This is a genomic window from Microbacterium sp. M (assembly GCF_045181065.1).
Taxonomy (GTDB): domain Bacteria; phylum Actinomycetota; class Actinomycetes; order Actinomycetales; family Microbacteriaceae; genus Microbacterium.
This window is the reverse complement of the sequence record NZ_CP173721.1, coordinates 3299227-3319352: the sequence shown is the minus strand read 5'-3', so window position 1 is coordinate 3319352 and position 20126 is coordinate 3299227. Positions and strand designations below refer to the sequence as shown.

Annotated in this window: 14 protein-coding genes and 1 tRNA gene; 6 read left to right on the top strand and 9 right to left on the bottom strand. The window is 69.9% G+C overall.

What is annotated here, in order from left to right:
• Nucleotides 1-18 precede the first annotated feature (18 nt).
• Nucleotides 19-759, top strand: coding sequence for a hypothetical protein (locus ACI7YT_RS16180; RefSeq protein WP_406246922.1), 741 nt, complete (start codon nt 19-21; stop codon nt 757-759).
• 6 nt (nt 760-765) lie between these two features.
• Here the strand turns inward: ACI7YT_RS16180 and ACI7YT_RS16175 are convergent, their stop codons facing one another.
• Nucleotides 766-1764, bottom strand: coding sequence for a diacylglycerol/lipid kinase family protein (locus tag ACI7YT_RS16175; RefSeq protein WP_406246920.1), 999 nt, complete (start codon nt 1762-1764; stop codon nt 766-768).
• A gap of 71 nt (nt 1765-1835) precedes the next feature.
• Between ACI7YT_RS16175 and serS the strand changes: the two genes are divergently transcribed.
• The 5 genes from serS to ACI7YT_RS16150 all read left to right on the top strand — a co-directional run bounded on the left by serS (nt 1836) and on the right by ACI7YT_RS16150 (nt 6709).
• A complete protein-coding gene (serS, locus tag ACI7YT_RS16170; RefSeq protein ID WP_406246918.1) occupies nt 1836-3131 on the top strand; it encodes a serine--tRNA ligase in 1296 nt (431 codons plus the stop codon).
• A complete protein-coding gene (locus ACI7YT_RS16165; RefSeq protein ID WP_406246916.1) occupies nt 3128-3967 on the top strand; it encodes an HAD family hydrolase in 840 nt (279 codons plus the stop codon). The genes serS and ACI7YT_RS16165 overlap by 4 nt, the downstream gene beginning before the upstream one ends.
• A 75-nt stretch (nt 3968-4042) precedes the next feature.
• Nucleotides 4043-4127: transfer RNA gene (locus ACI7YT_RS16160), tRNA-Ser, on the top strand.
• A gap of 22 nt (nt 4128-4149) precedes the next feature.
• The gene (locus ACI7YT_RS16155; RefSeq protein ID WP_406246915.1) at nt 4150-5421 is read left to right on the top strand and encodes an LCP family protein; all 1272 of its coding nucleotides are present in this window, start codon (nt 4150-4152) and stop codon (nt 5419-5421) included.
• A gap of 58 nt (nt 5422-5479) precedes the next feature.
• Nucleotides 5480-6709, top strand: coding sequence for an LCP family protein (locus ACI7YT_RS16150; protein ID WP_406246913.1), 1230 nt, complete (start codon nt 5480-5482; stop codon nt 6707-6709).
• Between the two features lie 61 nt (nt 6710-6770).
• Here ACI7YT_RS16150 and ACI7YT_RS16145 read toward each other — a convergent pair whose 3' ends face one another.
• Genes ACI7YT_RS16145 through ACI7YT_RS16110 form a run of 8 tightly spaced genes read right to left on the bottom strand, consistent with a single transcriptional unit; the run spans nt 6771 to nt 20098 of the window.
• Entirely contained in the window at nt 6771-8525 is a 1755-nt protein-coding gene (locus tag ACI7YT_RS16145) for a DUF5605 domain-containing protein (RefSeq protein WP_406246911.1), read from the bottom strand.
• 31 nt (nt 8526-8556) lie between these two features.
• Nucleotides 8557-11349 (bottom strand): family 78 glycoside hydrolase catalytic domain, encoded by a 2793-nt coding sequence (locus tag ACI7YT_RS16140; RefSeq protein ID WP_406246909.1) that lies wholly within the window; start codon nt 11347-11349, stop codon nt 8557-8559.
• Complete coding sequence (locus ACI7YT_RS16135) at nt 11346-12866, bottom strand: family 43 glycosylhydrolase (RefSeq protein ID WP_406246907.1); 1521 nt, start codon at nt 12864-12866, stop codon at nt 11346-11348. Before ACI7YT_RS16135 ends, ACI7YT_RS16140 begins: the two co-directional genes overlap by 4 nt.
• A 27-nt stretch (nt 12867-12893) precedes the next feature.
• Nucleotides 12894-14027 carry a serine hydrolase domain-containing protein gene (locus ACI7YT_RS16130; protein ID WP_406246906.1) on the bottom strand — a complete coding sequence of 378 codons (1134 nt, stop codon included), beginning with the start codon at nt 14025-14027 and terminating at the stop codon, nt 12894-12896.
• Nucleotides 14024-16441 carry a glycoside hydrolase family 3 protein gene (locus tag ACI7YT_RS16125; RefSeq protein ID WP_406246904.1) on the bottom strand — a complete coding sequence of 806 codons (2418 nt, stop codon included), beginning with the start codon at nt 16439-16441 and terminating at the stop codon, nt 14024-14026. Before ACI7YT_RS16125 ends, ACI7YT_RS16130 begins: the two co-directional genes overlap by 4 nt.
• Complete coding sequence (locus ACI7YT_RS16120; RefSeq protein WP_406246903.1) at nt 16438-17286, bottom strand: ATP-binding cassette domain-containing protein; 849 nt, start codon at nt 17284-17286, stop codon at nt 16438-16440. Before ACI7YT_RS16120 ends, ACI7YT_RS16125 begins: the two co-directional genes overlap by 4 nt.
• Nucleotides 17283-19160 (bottom strand): dipeptide/oligopeptide/nickel ABC transporter permease/ATP-binding protein, encoded by a 1878-nt coding sequence (locus ACI7YT_RS16115; protein ID WP_406246901.1) that lies wholly within the window; start codon nt 19158-19160, stop codon nt 17283-17285. The genes ACI7YT_RS16120 and ACI7YT_RS16115 overlap by 4 nt, the downstream gene beginning before the upstream one ends.
• A complete protein-coding gene (locus ACI7YT_RS16110; protein WP_406246899.1) occupies nt 19157-20098 on the bottom strand; it encodes an ABC transporter permease in 942 nt (313 codons plus the stop codon). The genes ACI7YT_RS16115 and ACI7YT_RS16110 overlap by 4 nt, the downstream gene beginning before the upstream one ends.
• Nucleotides 20099-20126: the final 28 nt, after the last annotated feature.

Genomic DNA, 20126 nt, shown 5'->3' with positions numbered 1-20126 from the left:
ACGGCTACGGTGGGTGCCATGACCAGGATCACGCGCGCCGCCCTCTCGCTCGCCGGCCTCGCCTCCATCGCTGCACTCGCCGTCGGCTGCGCCGGAACGCCGGCAGGCACCGGCCCCACGAGCTCGAGCGCGCCGGAGCAGAGCACGGCGCCTGCGCCGGCGCCCGGTGGGGACGACGACTTCGATGCCGCCTGGCTCGACGACGGCCGCATGTTCGCCGTGGTCACGATGGGATCCTCGACGTGCATCCCGCAGGTCGACGAGGTCACGGCGTCGGGGCAGCAGGTCACGGTCTCGCTCGTGGACATCGATGCAGATGCCGTGTGCACCGCGGACCTCGCGCCGCGCGCGAGCGTCGGCGCCTTCCCCGAGGGGATCGATCCGACCGAGGACGTCGAACTGGTCGTGACCTACGACGGCGTCACCGACGACGCTGATCTGGACGGAGACCCTGAGCTCGCCGGCATCCCCGGCACCTCGACCGAGTACACGCCCAGCGCCGGATGGTTCGACGACGAGAGCCTCGTGCTGCTGTCGTGGGGGTCGTCCTCGTGCCCGCCGATCGTGGAGTCCGTCGCGGGCAGCGGTGCGACGGGCACGGTCGCCTTCGCCGCCGACGAAGAGGGTAAGCAGTGCACCATGGACATGGCGCCGCGCGCCACGATCGTCGCCTTCCCGGATGACGCGGTCGAGGACGACGGCTTCCAGCTCACGCTGGTCGGCGCGAACCTCGACACCACGATCCCCGTCCGCGGATAAGGACCGTCAGAGCGATTCGGTCGACACCGAATCGGGGATCGCCAGCGTCAGCGCGCCTGGATCGGCGCGGCAGTGCAGACGGATGGCCGTTCCGAACTCGTCGCCGTCCAACTCGATCGGCGTCGCGTGCGTGCCGGCGGCCTCGGCGGACACACCACGGAGGTAGCGCACCGAGGCGTCGCGCCCACGGCGCTCCAGCACGAGCCGCCCGGCGCGGAAGCGCCGCAGCACCGAGTTGTCCCACCAGATCTTTCGCCATACGCCCAGCCAGCCGAACGGCCCTGACGGCTGGATGATCGCGACGTCGAGCGTGCCGTCCGTGATCGAGGCGCTGGGAATCAGCGAGATCCCCGCCGGGAGCATGCCGCAGTTCGCGAACAGCACGCTGTAGACCTTGGTCGAGTGCAGGCGCGACTCGTCCATCTGATAGACGATGCGGAACGGCTTCGCCGCAGCCAGCGATCGCGCGGCGCCATCCACGTACGCCACCCATCCGACGGACTTCTTCAGATCGGGACGCGTGTTCGCGATCATGTCGGCATCCAGTCCCATCCCGGCCAGCACCACGAACGCGTGCGTCTCGGACGTCCCGTCCTCGCGGGTCAGCGTCGCCCAGCCGAGATCGACCGGCACGGTGCGGCCGGCGAGCGCGGCGCGGACGATGGACGCCGGATCGGTCAGGGGCAGTCCGAGGTTGCGGGCGAACAGATTGCCTGTGCCGCTGGGCAGGATTCCGAGCGTCACGCCGCTGTCGGCGTTGGCCTCCGCGACCGCGCGGACGGTGCCGTCGCCTCCGGCGACCAGCACCGCGGAGACCCCTGCGTCCAGCGCCTGGCGGGTCAGGCCCTGCCCGGCATCCTCGACGGTGGTCGGAAGGAACAGCGGAGGAGACCAGCCGGCCTCCTCGGCGATCGAGGCCACCAGGGTCTTCAACTGGGTCTCGTTCACCTTGATCGGGTTGTACACGAGGGCGACCCGGTGCATGGCAGCCGCGGTCGTCATCATGGCCATACTCTAAGGCCTCCTGCCATCGGGGCCCTCGCAGCGGCATCCGCCTCACGCCATAGACTTGACGAATGATCGACCTCGCTCTTCTTCGCGACAACCCCGACGTCGTCCGCCGCTCGCAGATCGCGCGCGGACACGATGCGTCCACCGTCGACGCGGCGATCGAGGCCGACCGATCGCGCCGGACCGCGCTGACCTCCTTCGAAGAGCTGCGCGCCGAGCAGAATGCGTTCGGCAAGCAGGTCGCGAAGGCGCCCAAGGAGGAGAAGGGCGCGCTCGTCGCGCAGGCCAAGGAGCTCGCCGAGCGGGTCAAGCAGGCGCAGCACGCCGCGGGCGAAGCAGCGGATGCCGCGGCATCCGCCCTGGCGCGCATCGAGAACGTCGTGATCGACGGCGTCCCGGCGGGAGGCGAGCAGGACTTCGTCGAGCTCCGTCGCGTCGGCGAGGTGCCGACCTTCGATGCGGCCGAGTACCCGAACGGACCGCGCGACCACCTCGAGATCGGCGAGATCCTCGGTGCGATCGACATGGAACGCGGCGTGAAGGTGTCCGGCTCGCGGTTCTACTTCCTGCGCGGCGTGGGGGCACGACTCGAGATCGCGCTGATGAACCTGGCGCTCGACAAGGCGCTCCAGCACGGCTTCGTACCGCTGATCACGCCGACGCTCGTGCGTCCCGAGATCATGCAGGGCACCGGCTTCCTCGGCGAGCACGCCGACGAGGTCTACCACCTCGACAAGGACGACGACCTGTACCTGGTCGGCACCAGCGAGGTCGCACTCGCCGGGTACCACAAAGACGAGATCGTCGACCTGTCCAAAGGGGCTCTGCGCTACGCCGGCTGGTCGACCTGCTATCGCCGCGAGGCCGGCTCGTACGGCAAGGACACCCGGGGCATCATCCGCGTGCACCAGTTCAACAAGCTCGAGATGTTCGTCTACACGACCCCGGAGGATGCCGAGGCGGAGCACCTGCGCCTCGTCGCGCTGCAGGAGGAGATGCTGACCTCCCTCGGGCTGTCGTACCGTGTGATCGACGTGGCCGCGGGGGACCTCGGCTCCAGCGCCGCGCGCAAGTACGACATCGAGGCGTGGGTTCCCACGCAGGATGCCTTCCGCGAGCTCACATCGACCTCGAACTGCACGAGCTTCCAGGCGCGTCGGCTCGACGTCCGGTACCGTCCGGCCGTCGATGACGGTCAGAGCAAGACCCAGCACGTCGCTACGCTGAACGGCACGCTCGCGACCACCCGCTGGATCGTCGCGATCCTCGAAACGCACCAGCAGCCGGACGGCTCGGTGATCGTCCCGGAGGTGCTGCGGCCCTACCTGGGCGGACTGACCGTGCTGGAGCCGGAGGCGTGACCGTCGCCGCGACGGACCAGCGCTGGCTCGTCGCCCTCGACGTCGACGGCACGATCCTGCTGCAGGACGAGTCGATGAGCCCAGGCGTACCGGAGGCGGTCGCACGGGCGCGGGACGCCGGCCATGTCGTGACGATCGCGACCGGACGCAGCTGGATGGCGACCCACCGCTATCTCGACGCGCTCGAGATCGCCCCGGAGTTCGTGGTGTGCTCGAACGGTGCGGTCACCATGCGCCGGCTGGATGGCGAATGGACGCGCTGGCACGTCGAGACCTTCGACCCGCGAACCGTCCTCAACCTTCTCGGCGACCGACTCCCCGAAGCGCGCTACATGGTCGAGCTCGCCTCCGGTCAGCGGCTGTACACCGCCCAGCTGGACGACTGGACGCTCGACGGCGGACGGCAGGTCTCGTTCGAGGAACTGGGGGAGCACCCGGTTTCGCGCGTCGTGGTGGTCTCGCCTGGGCACGACGAGGAGGACTTCCACCGGCTCGTCACGGAGGCCGGGCTCAACGAGGTCTCGTATGCGATCGGGTGGACCGCGTGGCTCGACATCGCACCTCAGGGCGTCGACAAGGGCACGGCGCTCGCCCGGGTCCATGCCGAACTCGGCATGAACCCCGACCAGGTCTTCGTCGCCGGTGACGGCCGCAACGACATCGGCATGTTCGGGTGGGCGCTGCGCGTCGGAGGGCGTGCGGTCGCGATGGGGCAGGCTCCGGACGAGGTCAAGGATGCCGCAGGCGAAGTCACCGAGGGCGTCGCGGGCGGCGGTCTGGCGCTCGCGCTGGACACCCTCCGTACAGGGTCTCCCCAGGTCATCGCGGGAGAATGAACCTCGGCGTGGCCGGCTTTCGCCCCGAACTCGGCTAGACTCGACGCCTGTTCGGGCAGGTGCATTCCTGCTCGAGGAGGGTTGTCCGAGCGGCCGATGGAGCTGGTCTTGAAAACCAGTGGGCAGAGATGTCTCGTGGGTTCGAATCCCACACCCTCCGCAGTATTCCCGAAAGGCCCCGAGTGAGCGATAAGACCCCCCGTCGTCGCACTGTCGCCCGTCACGGTCAGTTGCGCAGCCCCAGTGCGGTGTCTCAGGTGATGAAGATCATCGGCATCGCGATGGCTGTCGTACTCGTCAGCGGGCTGGGAGTCGCGGCATACGTGGGGACGACGCTGTTCTCGAACTTCTCCGCGAACGCCGTGGAACTGCAGGGCCAGGAGTCGGTCCCGCCGGACATCGCGGAATACAAGGGCGGCTTCAACATGCTGCTCACCGGCGTCGACACGTGCGAGCCGGAGTACGCGCACTTCTTCGGCGAGCGCTGCGAGGGCGACGACGCCAACGGGACGCTCAACGACGTCAACCTGCTTCTGCACGTCTCTGACGAGCCGCGCCGTATCACCGCGGTGAGCTTCCCTCGCGACACCATGCTGCCGATCCCGGCGTGCACGGATGAGAACGGCAACGAGACCTCCTCGATGAGCAAGCAGCAGCTCAACACGGCCTTCTCGTACGGCGGCCTGAACTGCGTCGCCCAGACGATCACCGAGCTCACCGGCCAGGAGATCCAGTTCGCGGCATCCGTGACCTTCGGTGGCGTGATCGAGATCACGAACGCCATCGGCGGCGTCGATGTGTGTCTGGCGACCGGCATCAAGGACCGGTACACCGGCCTCGACCTGCCGGCCGGAACGCACACGGTCGAGGGGCTGCAGGCGCTGCAGTTCCTGCGCACCCGCCACGGCGTCGGCGACGGCAGCGACCTGGGCCGCATCGGCAACCAGCAGCAGTACATGTCGTCGCTGGCGCGCAAGCTCATCAGCTCCGAGGTGCTGGGCGACGTGCCGACGATGTTGAAGCTCGCCGACACGGCGCTGAGCAACATCACCCCGAGCACGTCGCTGCAGAACCCGATGATGCTCGCGCAGATCGCGCTCGCCGTGAAGGACGTGCCCTTCGAGGACATCGTGTTCCTGCAGTACCCGACTCTCGAGGACCCGTACGACGCGAACAGGGTCATCCCCGACCGCGATTCGGCCCAGCTCATGTGGGACGCGATCAACGCGAACCAGCAGCTGCAGGTGACCCACCAGAACACCGAGAACGACGGCGTCATCGTCGAGACCCCGACTCCGACCGAGCCCACCGAGCCGACGACCCCGACCGAGCCGACGGATCCGGCCACGACCGAGACCCCCGCGCCTTCCGAGACGGTAGCTGCCCTGCCCGATACGATCAGGGGAAACTCCGCCGCTCAGGCGACCTGCTCGAACGGCAACGTCCGGGAGTAACCGGGCACGGAGTCGTCGAGGGGCCTGGCCCTGATCGGACCCGAAGGACCCTGTGAGCGTGAAGCGCCCCCGTCGTCGTACCGTCGCCCGTCACGGCCAGCTGCATCGCCCCAGCGCGGGCGGGCAGCTGCTGCGGGCTCTCGGCATCGTGCTCGCCGTCGTGCTCGTGAGCGGCGTGGGCGTCGCGGCGTACATCGGCACGACTCTGCTGGGCACGGTCAGCGCCAACTCCGTGGAGATCGATGGTGCCGAATCCGTGCCGCCGGACATCGCGGAGTACGAGGGCGGCTTCAACATGCTGCTGGTCGGCGTCGATGTGTGCGAGGACGAGTACGCGCATCTGTTCCCCGGACGCTGCTCGGGCAAGGGCGAGGACGGCACGCTGAACGACACCAACCTGATCGTCCACGTCTCGGACGAACCGCGGCGTGTGACGGTCGTCAGCGTTCCGCGCGACACGATGCTCGCCATCCCGTCCTGCACGGACGATCAGGGCAACACCTCGTCCGCGATGGACAAGCAGCCGCTCAACAGTGCGTGGTCATACGGAGGGCTGAACTGCGTCCTGCAGACGCTGGAGCTGCTCACCGGACTGGAGATCCAATACGCGGCGTCGGTCACGTGGGGCGGGGTCATCGAGATCACGGATGCCATCGGCGGCGTCGAGGTGTGTCTCGCGACGCCGATCAAGGACGAGCACACCCGGCTGGATCTCCCGGCGGGCGCACGCACGATCCAGGGGTACGAGGCGCTGCAGTTCCTGCGCACCCGCTACGGCGTCGGCGACGGCAGCGACGTGGGGCGCATCGGCAACCAGCAGCTGTACATGTCGTCGCTGGCCCGCAAGATGCTCAGCAGCGAGGTGCTCGGCAATGTCGGCACGATGCTGAAGCTGGCGAACACGGCGGTCGAGAACCTCACGACCAGTACGTCGCTCACACCGATGACGATCGCCCAGATCGGTCTGGCGCTGAAGGACGTCCCCCAGTCGGACATCGTGTTCGCGCAGTATCCGACGTGGCCCGATCCCGACAACCCCGAGAACAAGCTCGTACCCAACCGGGACGCCGCCGATGCGCTCATGGCCGCGATCGAGTCGAATCAACCGTTGCAGATCACTCACGAGAACGGCGAGACCGAAGGCGTGATCGTCGAGGCCCCGGTGACGCCCGCGCCGGTGGCGAGCGGGACGCCTGCTCCGACGGGCACCGCGGTCGCGCTGCCCGAGGAGGTCATGGGCAATTCTGCCGACCAGCAGACCTGCTCCAACGGCAACGTCCGCGGCTGAGCGCCTTCCCTCGCCCGTTGAGTTCGTTTCGATTCGCTTCCCTCGCGCAACGAGCGACGGCTCAGACGCGGGTCAGCCGCACCGCCATGAACTGCCGTCCAGGCAGGTCGACGCGCAGCGACCCCGAGTGGATTCCGGGAAGGCGCTCGACTGTCATGTTCCAGGTGTCGATCACGTCGACCGTCCACTCGCCCTCGGCCAGCAGCAGGCTGCGGAACCGGGGCCGGTTGAAGCCGAAGTAGCCGACTCTGACCCGGCCGTCGACGCCGCCCCATGGCACGTCCCAGTCGCCGGGAAGCGGATCCCAGACGCCGTCCGGCGCCTCGGCCAGCAGCTTCTCGAGGAACGCGATCCGGTCGGGGGAGGTGCCGTGCAGCACGCCGCCCTTCGACCACCACAGGATCTCGTCTTCCAGGCCGAGCGCCTCCGGCAGGTACGTCTCGCCGTGGCCGACGTAGCCGCCGCGCACCGCGCCCTCCCAGAAGCGACGCACCATCTCCTCCCCGGTGATGTTGCCCCAGCCCTGATCGATGTCGCCCTCGTAGGCGCACTCGTCGATGACGACCGGCTTGCCCCAGCGCTCGCGCCACTCGTCCGTGTTCTCGGCCGTGCGGTAGACGTCGACGCGCTGCACGCTCACGTGCGTGATCCATGGCTTCGAGTAGTCGTAGAACGGGCGGCAGTTGTGGATCGAGTTCAGGTGCCCGAACGCATCCTCCTCGCCCACGATCTCGGCCAGCCGCTCCCAGTCGGCGGTGTCCTTGGCCCACAGCAGGTCGTACTCGTTGGCCATCGACCACCACACGTTCGCGAAAGCCGAGAGGCGTCGGACGACGTAGCGCAGGTAGCGTTCATCGACGGCCGGCCCGAGATCGGCGAAGCCCCAGCGGTCGTAGGCGTGGAACAGGATGAGGTCGGCTTCGATTCCGAGCGCACCGAGATCGGTGATGCGCTGCTCGAGCCGCCGGAAGTGCGCCGGATCGAAGCGCTCCAGATCGAACCCGTCCGCGAGCGATCCGACGAACGGGAAATCGGCCGGCTCGTTCACGTTGTACAGGTATGACTTCGGGAACACGCACATGCGGATCTTGGTGAACGGCGCCTCGGCGAGCGTCGCCAGAGTCTGCTCCTGCAGATCCTCCGGCTGATGCGTCCACGCGTAGGCGGTGGTGCCGAGCGGCCGGTGCCGGGTGCCGTCGGCATGACGGAAGTGGAATCCGTCCACGCCGACGGGGCCGTGCACCCCGTCGCGGGGTGCGATCACCTCTGCGACGCCGGTCACGCCGTCCAACGACCGTGCGGTCGATCGGGTGACGAAGGACCAGGCGCCCTCGGCATCCGCCAGAGCCCGCACGAGGTACACGCCGTCGCCGTCGTAGAACCCGCCGACGCGCACCTCGGTACCGTCCGGACGCGTGAACACGGCATCCAGCTCCACGTCGACGAACGGGTTCCCGTGCGACGGACCGTCCAGGCGCACCTCGAGCACATCCCAGCGCGGGGTCGGCTCCGGCAGACGCACCGACACGGATGCCGCAGCGACGGTGTCGTCCTCGTAGGCCGGATCGGGGGCGATCGCCGTCGCGTACGGTGCGCGCTGAACGCCGTCGCCGACCTCGGCGAGGGCGGACCACAGCTTCTGCTGCTCGTCCGGGTCCTCCAGGGCGGGGACGAACGCGACGAGCGAACCCAGGCGGCCGTCCCGGTACTGCGTCGCCATCGGCGAGGCGGCGATGCCGGGCATCAGCTTCTCGAGGATGGCGCGCGCGTCCGGGTGGTCGAGGGCTTCGCCGAAGGTGGAACGGCGGTCGAACATGGTGTCTCCGTCTCGTGGGATGGGAAGGGCGTCAGGCGGATGTCGCGGTGCGGATCGCCGCGTCGACGTCCGCGAGGACGTGAGGGGGAGTGAACATGAGGGCCCCGTTGACCGTGCGTCCCCGCCCCCAGAGGGTGTCGCGGCGCACCGCCTCGGCGCGCTTCGGGTCGAAGGCCGCGACGGTGTCGATCAGCGCACGATACGCGCGCGGGTCGTCGATGACATCCGCGAGCGCGGCGTCCAGTCCCGGCAGCGGGGCTGTCTCCGGCGCGGACGCCGCGGCGAACCGCCATTCGAACCGACCGGAGCCGACGACGAACTCGTCGCTCCCCGGCAGAGCGACCGTGGCCGTCGCGTTGGCGGGCACGAGCGCCGACACGACGATCTCGGCGCCCTCCCGTCGCCACGCGACCGAGGCCGCGCCGTATGGTGTGACGAGCCGCGCGGAGGCGTGATCGAGCGTCGAGAGCGGCCGTGGTGCGATCCGCAGGGCGCGGTATCCCGGAGCCGCCGGAGCGAGGCCGGCGACGACGCGGTGCAGCCAGTCGGCCACGGCGCCGAGCGCGTAGTGGTTGAACGAGGTCATCTCTCCCGGATTCACCGAGCCGTCGGGCAGCAGACTGTCCCACCGCTCCCACACGGTCGTCGCCCCCATCGTGACCGGATACAGCCAGGACGGGCACTCGGTCTGGGTGAGCAGACGTTCGGCTTCGGCGAGATGCCCGCCCACCGTGAGGGCATCCGTGACGAGCGGAGTCCCGACGAATCCGGTGCCGATGCGGTACCCGCCCTCCCGCACGAGGTCGGCGAGCCGGTCGGACAGCGCCTGGCGCAGGGCCGCGTCGGTGACGAGATCGAACTCGAGCGCCAGCGCGTATGCGGTGGGCGCATCGCTCATCATGCGGCCGGACGGCGTCACGTACTCCGAGACGAAGGCCGCACGGCTGCGTTCGGCGCGTGCACCGTACTCCGCGGCATCCGCGTCGTGTCCGAGCAGCGCCGCGGCATCGGCGACCTGCCGCAGGGAGCGCGCGAGATACGCCGAGGCGACGATGTCGCCGTCGACCTTCGCCGCACCGGGCTTGTCGGGCGGGGCGGACGGGTCCAGCCAGTCGCCCAACTGCATCCGCCCGGCCCAGAGGTCGGAGCCGCCGGCGACGGCGAGCACGGCATCCGCCCACGCGCGCATGCTCGGGTACTGGTCGGCGAGCACGCCGAGGTCGCCGAACCGCTCGAACAGCACCGTCGGCACGACCGTCGCGGCATCGCCCCAGGCGGCGGTCGGTCCGCCGCCGCCGAACGCGGGAAGCGCCGCCGGGATGACCAGCGGCACGGAGCCGTCGGTCTGCCGCTGCTCGTGGGCGAGATCGCGCAGCCAGGACGTCAGGAAGCCGTCGCAGTCGTAGAGGAAGCTCGCGGTCGGAGCGAACACCTGGATGTCGCCCGTCCACCCGAGTCGCTCATCGCGCTGGGGGCAGTCGGTCGGGATCGACAGGAAGTTGCCGCGCATGCCCCACACGACGTTCTCGTGCAGGCGGTCGATGAGCGGATCGGAGGACGCGAACGAGCCGGTCCGCGTCATGTCGGTGTGCAGCACGACCGCCTCGACATCGACCGGGTCCACCTCGGCGCCGGTCAGCTCCGCGTATCGGAAGCCGTAGAACGAGAAGCACGACTCGAGCACGTCCTCGCCGCCGGACAGGTCGAACGTCGCCGTCGCCGCCGCGTTGCGCAGCGGGCGGATGCCGAGCTCGCCGTCCTCCAGGACCTCGGCGTGCCGGGCGACCAGCCGGGCGTCCTTCTGCCCGCGCGTCCGGATCCGCAGCCGCCCGACGAGGTTCTGACCGAAGTCGAGAATCCGCCCGCCCGAGGGCGCCTCTATCACCGCCGCGACAGGGAGGCTCTCGATGCGTCGCACGGGAGGTGCGATGCGCGCCTCTGGAACGGGGACGTTCTCGTATCCCGGAAGCGCTGCGGCCCCGACTCGCGCGGGCGCCCAGACGGATGCCGTGCGTCGCAGGTCCTGGTGCTCGCCGGCGTAGATGCCGCTGTCGACGATCGGACCGTCGCCCGCGGCCTCCCACCCGGGGCCGGTGGCGGCGACGGTCTCGCTCGTGCCATCGGTGTAGGTCACGCGCAGCTGTGCCAGGAATGACGGCTGCGTTCCGTACAACCGGTTGGTGAACGTGAAGAAGCCGTACTTCTCGGTGTACCAGGCGCCGGCGATCGTCGCCGACAGCTCGTTCTCGCCGGTGCGCACGTGCGCCGTGACGTCGACCGTCTCGTGCACGAGCCGGTCGCGGTACGCCGTCCATCCGGGGGACAGCACGTCCTCGGATGCGGGGATGCCGTTGACCTCGGGTTCGGCGACGCCGAGCGCGGTCCAGAACAGCAGCGCGCGGGTGACCGGCCGGTCGAGGCGGAACGCCGTGCGGACGATCGCCGGCTTTGCCTCGCGGTCGGGCTCGGCCAGACCGATCGGCAGGGCGACCCATTCGTCCGCGGCGAGGAAGCCCGCCGCGATGGGCAGCGGTTCGCTCCACGCGGTGACGGCGCCCGAGAGCGCGCGTGCGCGCACGCGGACCTCCCGCGTCTCGCCGGGACCCAGAGCTGCGAACGGCCATGCCACCAGGACGCTCTCGCGACCGTCGAGGGTGACCTCAGTCGTGCTGTCGGTGAGATCGACGGCGGCCTGCTGCCAGTCGGCGTCGGAGGCGACGGTCCAGCTCAGGCGCGGACGCGGCGTCGCGACGAACGACGTGTCGTCGCGGAGCTCGGCGCGCAGCGTGGCGATGCGAGGGGCGGTGACCGCGGCATCCGTCATTCGTCGTCTCCTTCGGCGACCCAGCTCCGTACGGCGACGTCGCCGGAACGAGCATAGACACCGATGACCCTGCCCGTGAACGACTCGCAGGTCTCGGATGAGAGGAAGCGGCCGTCGACCTGCGCGAGTTCGGTGCGCTCGCCGTCGACCGTCGCACCGAGGTGGAGCACGTCGCTGGTGCGCGGAAGTCCGCGATCGCCATCGGGGCGACGCGAATCGAGATGCAGGTCCAGCGTCGTAGAGGTCAGTGGGACCGTCCATTCCTGAACGAGGTCGCCGACCACGGCGCGGGCCGTGAGCGCACCGTCTCCGGCCTCGACCTCGACGTGGAACCGTTCGTCGTAGCGCACGGCGAGACCGCCGACCCCGGCGCTGACGTCGATGCGGACGGTGGCGGCGTTCGTGAGGTGCTCCTGACGACGGCCGACGAAGACCGGGCGCGGATCGTCCAGCGTGCGGCCGTCACCGTGCAGCACGAGGGCGCCGTCGCGCAGCTCCGCGAGCGAGTTCGGCAGGGCGCGGACCGCGATCCATTCGTGATCCAGGTGCAGGGCGTCCGCGAACGAGACTTCCACCCTGGTGCCCGCGCGCGGGTTCAGCAGCACGGGGTCGATCGCCGGCCAGCCGTCCTCCTCCCAGCGCACCGGGGTCACGAACGTCTCGCGTCCCAGCGCCGAGAAAGCGCGCGTCATGCTGCGCGGGCGCACTCCGAGCAGCACGCACAGCCACTCGCCGTCCGGGCCGACCACGAGGTCGCCGTGACCGGTGTTCTGCACCGGGCGGGTCGTCGATCGGGCGGACACGAGCGGGTTCTGCGGTGCGGTCTCGAACGGCCCCTCAGGCGACGTACCGCGTGCGATCGAGACGCCGTGACCGCGCTCGGTGCCTCCCTCGGCGATCATCAGGTACCAGCGGTCGTCGACCTCGTAGAGATGCGGGGCCTCGGGGAACTGCCCTCCGGTGCCCGACCACACCGACCGCGGCGCCTCCAGGGCGATGTGCCGGTCCAGGTCGACCTTCACCTGCTGGATGCCGAGATGCTGACCGATGTCGTCGCCGCCGAGAATGAGCCCCGAGAACGTGACGTAGACGTTCCCGTCGCGGTCCCAGGCGATGTCCGGATCGATGCCGTCGAGGGACGCCGATCCGTCCTGCTTCAGGAGCAGGTCGCCGTCGCTCCACGGGCCTGCGGCATCCGACGCGGTGAAGTGCAGCATCCCTCGGCCCATCGCGTCCGTGATGACGAGGTGGAAGAGGCCGTCCCGGTGCCTGAGCGTCGGCGCCCACGCGCCGCCCGCCGTCGCGACGTCCTCGACGGCGAGCTGTCCGGGGCGCACGGCGACGTGGCCGATGAGCTCCCACGTCTCGAAGTCATGGGAGCGATGGATCGGGATGCCGGGCAGGTACTCGAAGGTCGATGTGGCGAGGTACCACTCGGGTCCGTCGGCGGTCTCCACCCGCACGACCGAGGGATCGGGATGGAAGCCGTTGATCAGCGGGTTGTGCAGCGTGGTCATGCGCGGGTCCTTGCGGTCGAGGAGGGGTCAGGCGGAGAGGAGGCGGCCGAGCTCGCGGGCGAGTGCGACGGCACGAGGGTCAGCGCCCCCGGGCCATGGACCGCGGGCGATCGTCCAGGCGAACGCCAGCCCAGAATCCGGGTCGACGCACGCGAGAGCGCCCATCGCGCCGTCATGACCGAACGAGCGCGGTCCGCCGAAGGCGAGCTGCTGAGACGGCTTCTGGAAGACGATCGCGTGGGCGCGATCGTGCTGATGGAGCACCTCGTCGTAGCCGCGAATCTGCTGCTGCCCGATCTGCTCGATCGTGTCCGCGCTCAGGAACGCCTGCTGTCCGTCGACGCCGGTGACGGCTGCGGCGAGCAGACGTGCGATCCCGCGCGCCGATCCGGTTCCCGAGCCGGCCGGATGACCGAAGCCCCAGCTCGCCTCATCGTTCGCGAAGTCGACGGCCGGTCCCGGAGTGGCGAAGACGACGGGGCCCAGCGCGGAGAAGACGGGTGCGGTCGCGTCCGCGACCGGGCGGATCATCGGCAGCACGGCGACGCGGCGGTCTCGAAGCGCGTCCGGCAAGCCGAGGTGGAAGTCGATCCCGTGCGGTGCCCGGATCTCCTGCTCGTAGTAGTCGTGCAGCGTGCGACCCGTGACGCGGAACACGAGCTCCGAGGCGAGGTTGCCGATGGTGAAGGCGTGGTAGCCGAATGCGCTTCCGGGATGCCAGAACGGACGGCTCGCGGCGAGGCGCTCCGCTGCGGCGTGATGATCGAGGAGCTCCGCCCAGGACAGCGCCGGCGCCGCCTGCGGCAGACCCGCCTGGTGCGAGAGCAGCTGGCGCACCGTGACGCCGTGCTTGCCCGCCGCGGCGAACTCCGGCCAGTAGTGCGCCACGCGCTCGTCCAGATCGATCTCGCCGCGCTCGAGGAGCAGGCCGATCGACAGGCCGATCGTGTTCTTCGTGACGGAGTACGGCACGATCACCGACTCCTCGCCGAGGTGCGGGCCACCCCAGGCGTCCAGGACCGGGAGGCCCTCGTGGAACGCCGCGACCTGGAACGACAGATCCGGGTCGGCGGCCAGATAGCCATCGAGCGTGTCGACGATCTCGCCGAGCCGTGGCTCGGCGCGCCCCTGGAGAGGTCCGTCGAGCGTGTCGAGGCTCACGCAGTGTCCCAGTCGATCGAGAGGGGCAGATCGGCGACCGACGGTCCGATCCGGAACGTGTAGGTCCCCGGTTCGACGACCCAGTCGCTCGCCCAGTGGGCGAGACGGCGCGCGGGGACGGGTACGGTGGCGGTGACCGTCTCGCCCGGCTCGACGCGGACGACCACGAACCCGACGAGCCAGCGCACCGGCCGATCGACGGAGGAGTCGCTGCGCTCGGCGTAGACCTGGACGACCTGCTTGCCGGCGCGCTCGCCGGAGTTGGTGAGCACCACCTCGACCGCGTCCTCGTGGCGCCGTGCGGAGCCCCACGACCATGACGTGTACCCGAGCCCGTGACCGAACGCGAACGCCGGCTCTGCGGCATCCCTCAGCCAGGCGCGGTACCCGATGTGCAGGCCCTCGCTGTAGGCGAGGCGTCCGTCGGTGGGGGCGACCTCGGTCACCGGCACGTCCGCGAGCGCGGCCGGCCAGGTGGTGGGCAGGCGTCCGCCTGGCTCGGCGGCACCGGTGAGCACGTCGGCGATCGCGTGGCCGAACTCCTGACCGCCGAAGTATCCCTGCAGGATCGCGCCGACGCCACCCGCCCACGGCAGCACGACGGGCGACCCCGCGTTGACGACGACGATGGTCGGTGTGCCGGTGGCGGCGACGGCGCGCACGAGGTCGTCCTGATGACCGGGCAGATCCAGGTCGACGCGGTCGTACCCCTCCGATTCGACCTTCGAGTTCGTGCCGACGACGACGATGGCGACGTCGGCGGATGCCGCCGCTTCCACGGCCCGGGCGATGAGGAGGCCCGCATCCGTGCGCTCCGGGGCGATTCCGAGGGTGGCGCTGAAGGCGCCGCTCAGAGCACCGGCGCCGGCGCGCGTGAACTCCGCACGGAGCTCGATCGCACGCCCGGCGTCGACGTGGACGCCGACGGTGAGCGACGGCGGGTTCAGGAACGCGGCGCCGAGATCGGTGCCCTCGATCACGGGGGAGTCTTCGAGGACGAGCTCTCCGTCGACGAAGAGCCTGCCGGGGTTCGCTCCGGCGAATCCGAGCTGGATCTCGCCGGATTCGGTCGGGGTGTACCGCGTCGTGAGCACGATGGTGCGGCTCGCGGCGATCGGGGCATCGCCGCCGAACCAGACCAGGCCGGTCGCACGGCGATCCTCCGCGAACAGCTCCTGCCCGTCGGCATCGAGAAACCTCACGCGCAGGCCGGGCTCGCCCGTCGCGGGGTTGACGATGTGCGCGAGCGGGATCTCGGCGACGCCCTCCTGCACGACGGCGCCGAGCTCGTAGCGCACCTCCGCATGCGGCAGCGCCGCGCGGATCGCGTCGAGCGGGGACACGACGTTCTCGGGGATGACCGTGGCTGACCCGCCGCCCTGCGTGCGCGCATCGCGGGCGTTCTGCCCGATGACGGCGACCTGGCCGAGGGCCTGCGCAGCCAACGGAAGGATGCCGGTGTTCTGCAGCAGGACGGAGCCCTCGATCGCGGCCTCGCGGGCGAACGCGGGCCCGTCGACGGCGGCCGGCGCGATCGCGGGCGACCCCTCCAGCGCGCCGACGCGCTCGGCGAGCAGCAGGATGCGCAGCACCTTGCGGTCGAGATCCGACTCCTGCACGCGGCCGTCGCGCACGGCGTCGACGAGATCCGCCCACGCCGGTGCCGGCCCGGGCATCGCGAGATCCTGGGCGGCGGGGACGGCATCCAGAGAGCGGACGGCGGTCCAATCGCTGATGACGACGCCGTCGAAGCCCCACTCGCTGTTGAGCGGAGTCTCCAGGAGCGCGTTCTCGGTCATGGTGACGCCGTCGACCGAGTTGTACGCGCTCATGATCGACCACGCGCCGGCTTCGACGGCGCGCTCGAACGGTGCGAGGTACAGCTCGCGCAACGCCCGATCGTCGACCTCGATGTCGACCGTGAACCGGTCGGTCTCCGAGTCGTTCGCGACGTAGTGCTTCGGGGTCGCGGCGACCCCGTTGTCCTGGAGGCCGCGGACATACGCGCTCGCCAGTTCGGCGGTCAGCTCCGGGTCCTCGCTGAAGCACTCGAAGTGCCGTCCGCCGAGCGGCGACCGGTGCAGGTTGATCGTCGGGCCGAGGACGACGTCTACGCCCTTGCGGCGCGCTTCGGATGCCGCGGCAGCCGCGAAGCGGTAGGCGAGGTCCGCATCCCAGGATGCGGCCAGCGCGGAACCGGAGGGGAGGTTGAGCGACGGGTCGCGCTCGTCCCACCGCGGACCGCGGACACCGGCCGGCCCGTCGGAGAGCGTCATCGCCCGCAGGCCGATCTCCGGGATCGGCACCGTGGTCCAGAAGTCCGCGCCCTGCACGAGCGCCGCTTTCTGCTCGAGGGTGAGGCGGTCGAGCAGCGGGACGAGATGCGTGGTCGTCTCGGGGTTCGCGGCGGTCATGCGGCTCCTTCGGTGCTGAGCTGCGCGTCGATGAGCGCGCGTCGTTCGACGCGTCGCTGCTGCTGCGCGTCGGGGTTCGGGACGGGGGCGGCCAGGAACAGCCGCTGGGTGTAAGGGTGCGACGGGTGAGCCGTGACCTGATCGCCGTCGCCCGTCTCGACCAGCTCGCCCCGGTACATCACCGCGACGCGGTGGCTGATGTGGCGGACGACGGCGAGGTCGTGCGAGATGAAGAGATACGCGACCCCGGTGCGCTCCTGGATCTCGATGAACAGGTCGAGCACGCGCGCCTGTGTGGACAGGTCGAGAGCCGAGACCGGCTCGTCGCAGACGATGAGCTTGGGATCCAGCGCCAGCGCGCGGGCGATCGCCACGCGCTGGCGCTGCCCGCCCGAGAACTCACGGGGCAGCCGGCGGGCAGCATCCGCCGGCAGACCGACGCGGTCGAGCAGGTCCGAGACCCGCGCGTTCGCCTCCTTGGACGAGACGCCGCGGGCGGTGAGCGGTTCGGCGAGGATCTGCGCGATCGTCATCGAAGGGTTCAGCGACGAATAAGGGTCCTGGAAGACGACCTGGATCTCGCTGGACAGCGCCCGGCGCTCGCGGCGGTTCAGGTGCGCGATCTCCTGCCCGTCGTATCGGACCGAGCCGTCCGTGACGGGAGCGAGGCCCAGCACGGCACGGCCGAGCGTGGTCTTGCCCGACCCGGATTCTCCGACGAGCCCCATCGTCTCGCCGGCCCGGATGTCGAGCGAGACGCCCTTGAGCGCGTGGAACGGCTCGGCGCGGAAGCCCTTGCCCGGGTACGTGACGTGGAGGTTCTCGACCTCGAGGAGTGCGTTCACGACTGTGCTCCTTCTGCGGCGGTCTTCAGCTCGCCACGGGCCGGACCCTCGTCGAGGATCGCGTCCAGCAGCGACTGCGTGTAGGGGTGGGCGGGGGCGCCGAGGATCGTGCGGACGGGGCCCTGTTCGACGAACAGACCCTGCTGCATGACCGTGACGCGGTCGCACAGATCGGCGACGACGCCGAAGTTGTGCGTGACCAGCAGCATCGCCATCTGGCGTTCTCGCTGCAGATCGCGCAGCAGGTCCAGCACCTCGGCCTGCACCGTGACGTCCAGCGCGGTGGTCGGCTCGTCGGCGATGATCAGATCCGGGTCCGTCGAGACGGCGCCGGCGATCAGGACGCGCTGCGCCATGCCGCCGGAGACCTCGAACGGATACGCGTCGAACGTGCGCTTCGGATTCGGGATGCCGACGCGATCGAGCAGAGCCAGCGCCTTCTCGGTGGCGTCCTTCTTCGACATCCCCAGGTTCTTGCGCAGCGGCTCCACGAGCTGTGATCCGATCGTGAACGACGGGTCGAGGTTGCTCATCGGCTCCTGAGGGATGTAGCCGATGCGTCTGCCCCGGATGCCGGCGTACGCCTTCTCCGCGGCATCCGCCAGCTCCGTGCCCTCGAAATCGATCGATCCGGCCGTGACCCGACCACCGCGGGGCAGCAGGCCGAGCACGGCGAACGCGGTCTGGGTCTTGCCCGAACCGGACTCGCCGATCAGCCCGTGCACCTCGCCCTTGCGGATCTGCAGCGAGACGCCGTGCACCACCTCGATGTCCTCGCCCTCGATCTGCTCGTATGCCACGCGCAGGTCCGAGACCGTGAGGATCGGCGTCGCAGGCAGCGCGGCCGTGCGCGCATCGTCGGCGTGCGTGATCGTGTCCCCGATGACCGGGATCGCCGCCGAGTCCTCCAGCTCCTCGAGATCGCGTCCCGAGGTGCTGATCGACGTCGTGACGGCGGCGATCGATCCGGTGGCCGTGGTCACGGCGCGGCGGCGGCGGCGGCGCACCACGGCGGTGCGCTCCAGCACGTCGCGCATGCCGTTGGCGAGCAGCGTCAGCGCGATCGAGGTGAGCGCGATCGCGAGCGAGGGCCAGAGCATCAGCAGCGGCTGCTTGTAGATGTTCGCGAAGCCGTCGTTGAGCATCCCGCCCCAGGTGGGCACGCTCATGTCGCCGAGCCCGAGGAACTCGAGACCGGACTGGATCGCCACGGCGATGCCGGCGACGATCGCGGACTGGATGATGATCGGAGCGCGGACGACCGACAGGATGTGGCGGCCGATGATGCGCATGTCGGACAGGCCGGCCACCCTGGCCGCATCGACGTAGAGCTCGCCGCGCACGCCCGTGACGGCCGCGTACACCAGGCGGTAGTACGCGGGGGCGAGCAGGATGCCGAAGATGAACATCGCCAGCCACACGCTCGGGCCGAGCACGGCGCGTGCCGCGAGCAGTACGACCATGCCAGGCAGGGCCATCACCAACGACGTCACCCAGGACGCCACCGAGTCGAACCAGCCGCGGTAGTAGCCGGCGATCAGGCCGGAGACGACGCCGATGACCAGCGCGGTGACGACCGCGACGAGAGCCGCGGCGAGCGTGATCTGGGTCGCCACGAGCAGGCGGGACAGCACATCCCGTCCGGCGCTGTCGGCGCCGAGCGGGTGCTCGGCGCTCGGCGGGGCCAGCACGAGCTGCAGCGACGCGAGATTCGGGTCGAACGGGGCCAGCCAGCGACCGATGACCGCGATGATCACGACGATCACGAGGAAGATCAGTGCGGACAGAGCCACGGGGCGCCGGACGAGCCGGCGGAACAGCGAGGTCTTCACGGCCGGCGTCGGCACGGCCGTGGGCACTTCGATAGCGGTCATGAGAGTCGCACCTTCGGGTTGAGGGCTGCTTGGGCGAGGTCGATGACGAGGTTCACGATGATCACGATCACGGCGAACGCGATCACGACGCCCATGACGACGGGGATGTCGCCCTGGGTGGTGGCGGCGACGGTGAGCTGGCCCATACCGGGGAGGGCGAAGACCTGCTCGACGATGACGGCGCCGCCGAGGAGCCCGATGAACTGCACGGCGAGCACGGCGAGGGCAGGGCCTCCGGCGTTGCGGAGGACGTGCTTGTACACGACGCTGCCGCTGGAGAGGCCGCGGGAGCGGAGCGTGCGCACGTAGTCGCGCGACATCGCATCGGTGACGGACCCGCGCACCTGCTGCGCCACCGCGGCGATGGCGCCGACCGAGAGTGCGATGATCGGCAGGGTCACCGAGGACATCCAGCCTGTGAACGACGTCGTGATCGGAATGTACCCGGTGGCCTTGAACCAGCCGAGGTTGATCGCGAAGAAGAGGACGAGATACAGCGCGATCAGGAAACCGGGGATCGCGAACCCCAGGACCGAGATGAGCTGCACCAGGGCGTCGACCCAGCCGCCGCGGCGGGCCGCGAGGACGCCGAGCACCACCGCGATGATGGCGGAGATGACCGTGGCGCCGATCACGAGCGACAGGCTGACGCTGAGGCGGCCGGAGAGGCTGACGGAGACGAGCTGACCGTTGAACCACGAGCGGCCGAGGTCACCGGTGAGGGCGGAGGTGAGCCAATCCCAGTACTGCACGATGAGCGGGCGGTCGAGACCCAGCTCGGCCGACTTCTGGGCGACCAGCTCCTCGGTCGCGTTCTGGCCGAGGATGCGTCGCGCGATGTTCGCGCTGTCGAGGAAGAGGAGCCCGAACGTCACGATGGATATGACGAAGAGCAGGGCGATGCCGGCGAGGACCCGCCGGATGATGAACATGAGCATGCTGCGCTCCTGTGTCGTGGAGGGAGTC